The organism is Kitasatospora sp. NPDC059146 (assembly GCF_042786665.1).
Classification (GTDB): domain Bacteria; phylum Actinomycetota; class Actinomycetes; order Streptomycetales; family Streptomycetaceae; genus Kitasatospora.
Genome location: NZ_JBHZCY010000052.1, coordinates 1 through 2,382, shown reverse-complemented (window position 1 = coordinate 2,382; position 2,382 = coordinate 1). Strand labels below are relative to the sequence as shown.

The 2,382-nt window shown below is 69.5% G+C and carries 2 protein-coding genes; both read right to left on the bottom strand.

From position 1 onward, the window contains the following. Positions 1 to 134: 134 nt before the first annotated feature. Positions 135 to 1,625, bottom strand: coding sequence for a S8 family serine peptidase (locus ACFXPX_RS22245; RefSeq protein WP_375893981.1), 1,491 nt, complete (start codon positions 1,623 to 1,625; stop codon positions 135 to 137). A 247-nt stretch (positions 1,626 to 1,872) separates the two neighbouring features. Further along, positions 1,873 to 2,382, bottom strand: a 510-nt coding sequence (locus ACFXPX_RS22240; protein WP_380642898.1) for an amidohydrolase family protein, incomplete at its 5' end; no start/stop codon positions are given.

Below are 2,382 nucleotides of genomic sequence, written 5' to 3'. Positions count from 1 at the left end.
GTGGGGGGGGGGGGGCCGGACCGCGGGTGGGGGGGGGGGCGGCACGGCGGGGGGGGGGGGGGGCCGGGGCCCCCCCCCCCCAGCTCGGCGTTCGGTGGTCAGCGCTCGGTGTTCAGCGCCGGGTGGTCAGCGCGTCAGCGCCACCACTGGACCGCCTTCTCGGCGTTGATGATGCCCGCGCCGTAGAAGCCGTTGTCGTCCGCGCCGCCCTCGCAGGTGGCCTTGAACTGGCCCGTGTTGCCCGGGTTGTAGACGCCGGTCGGGCAGGCGTGGGACTCGGCCTGGTTGGTCAGCAGCTCGGTGAGCTCGTCCGGGCTGGCCCACGGGAAGGTGCTGGCGAGCAGCGCGACCACGCCGGTGACGTGCGGGGTGGCCATCGAGGTGCCCTGCATGTACCCGTACTTGTTGCCCGGGATGGTCGACAGGATGCGACCGTTCTTGTCCGGGGTGTCCGGGATCTGGTAGCGGGCGTCACCACCCGGCGCGGCGACGGTGACGACGCCCTTGCCGTAGCTGGAGTAGTACGACTTGTCGCCGTTGACGCCGACCGCGGAGACCGCGATCACGCCGGGCAGCTCGGTCGGCAGCGACAGGCAGTCGTTGGTGACCGGGCGGGTGCCGGGCTTGGTGTCGTCCGGGCTGGAGACGTCGGTGGTCTTGTGCGCCAGGTCGATGTTCTCGTTACCGGCGGCGGCGACGTTCAGGACGCCCTTGCGCTGCGAGAAGGCGACGGCCTTGCGGACGGCGTCCGAGATCGCGGCCTGGTCCTTGTCGTTCGGGCAGTTGAACATCCACGGGTCGACGTAGTAGCTGTTGTTCGTCACCTTGAAGCCGTGCTCGCCGGCCCAGACGAAGCCGCAGACCGCGTTCTCCGGGTAGATGAAGCCACCGTCGTCGACGACCTTGACCGCGGCCAGCTTGACGTTCGGGGCGATGCCGACGATGCCCTTGCCGTTCTTGGCGGCGGCGATCGTGCCGGCGACGTGGGTGCCGTGGTCGCTGGTGGTCGGCTGCCACGCCTTCCAGTCGGTGTTCGTCCTGCCGTCGATGCAGGAGACCGACTGCGAGGCGTCCACGTTGGCGGCCAGGTCCTCGTGGGTGGCGTCGATGCCGGAGTCCAGCACGCCGACGGTGACGTTGCGGCTGCCCAGCGAGATCTTGTGCGCCTTGTCGACGCCGATCTGGCGCATGTCCCACTGGTTGGGCTCGTACGGCTCCTGGCCGTTCGCGGCGGCGGCGGCACCGGTCGGCGCCTCGGCGACCTCGGCCTTGGTCTGGTCGGCGGCGAGGATGCCCTTGGTGCGGCTGGCGCCGACCGAGTCGACGCCCTTGGCCAGACGCAGCTTCTCCGCGAACTTGGTGTCGTTGGAGCGGGCGACGATGACGCCGACCTGGTCGTACGACTGGACCACCGTGCCGCCGAGGGCGGTGACGGCCTTCTCCACCTTCTGCACCTGGCCGTGGTTGGCCTTGGTGTTGACGACGTAGCTGAGCAGCGGACCGGTCGTCGAGTCGCCGGTGGGCGCCGCGACGGCGGTGCCGGCCGGGAGCGCGAGAGCTCCGGCGGTCGCGAGCACCAGGCCCACAGCCGCGTAGCGGGTCCGGCTGATCCGAGGAACTCTCATTGGGGTTGGCCCTCCCGAGTCGTCATCCGGCAGCTGCGGTGTGGCAGGTGCGCTGGGATGACCGGGACGTTAATGAATATTCGCTGATAAGCGCAAGAGGTAGTCATCTAATCGTCACATCTAGACCAACAACGGAGGTTCGCGCTCCACCGGTCAACAGGCGGAACAGGGTTCAAGATTGTTAAAAAGTGATGGTTCGTCGACGACTGGGCCGATTTGGCATGTGCGCGAAAAAACAGCCGGGCGCTCAGCCGAGCGCGTACAGGCGGCGCGCGTTGTCGGCCGCGACCAGTCGGGCCACACGCTGCGCGTCCGCGGCCGAACAGGCGCCGTCCGCCCGCCAGTCGGCGAGGAGCATGCCCAGTCCGTGCCGGAACTGTGCGGCGCCCACCGAGAACAGTTCGGGAAGTCCGTAGGCGTCGGTGGAGAACAACAGTTTTCCGAACGGCACCAGTTCCGACATCTCGCCGAGCACCGCCGCCACCCGCGGCCCGGTGTAGGAGGCCGTCAGCCCCAGATCGGCGTACACCGTCGGAAAGGCCTGGGCCAGCCAGCCGGCCTGCCGGTGGTACGGATAGCCGTGCAGCAGCACCAGCGGGACGCCGCTGGGCTCGGCGGCGCGGACGAAGTCGGTCAGCAGGGACGGGTCGGCGTGGTGCAGGGTGAGGTCGGGATCGCCGAAACCGGTGTGGAGCTGGAGGGGCAGGCGCAGCTCGGCGCAGACGTCCACGGCCGTCCAGAGCAGGTGGTGCAGCAG

Coding starts and splice junctions, on each gene's coding strand:
- ACFXPX_RS22245 (WP_375893981.1), bottom strand. CDS start 1,625: ATGAGAGTTCCTCGGATCAGCCGGACCCGCTACGCGGCTGTGGGCCTG.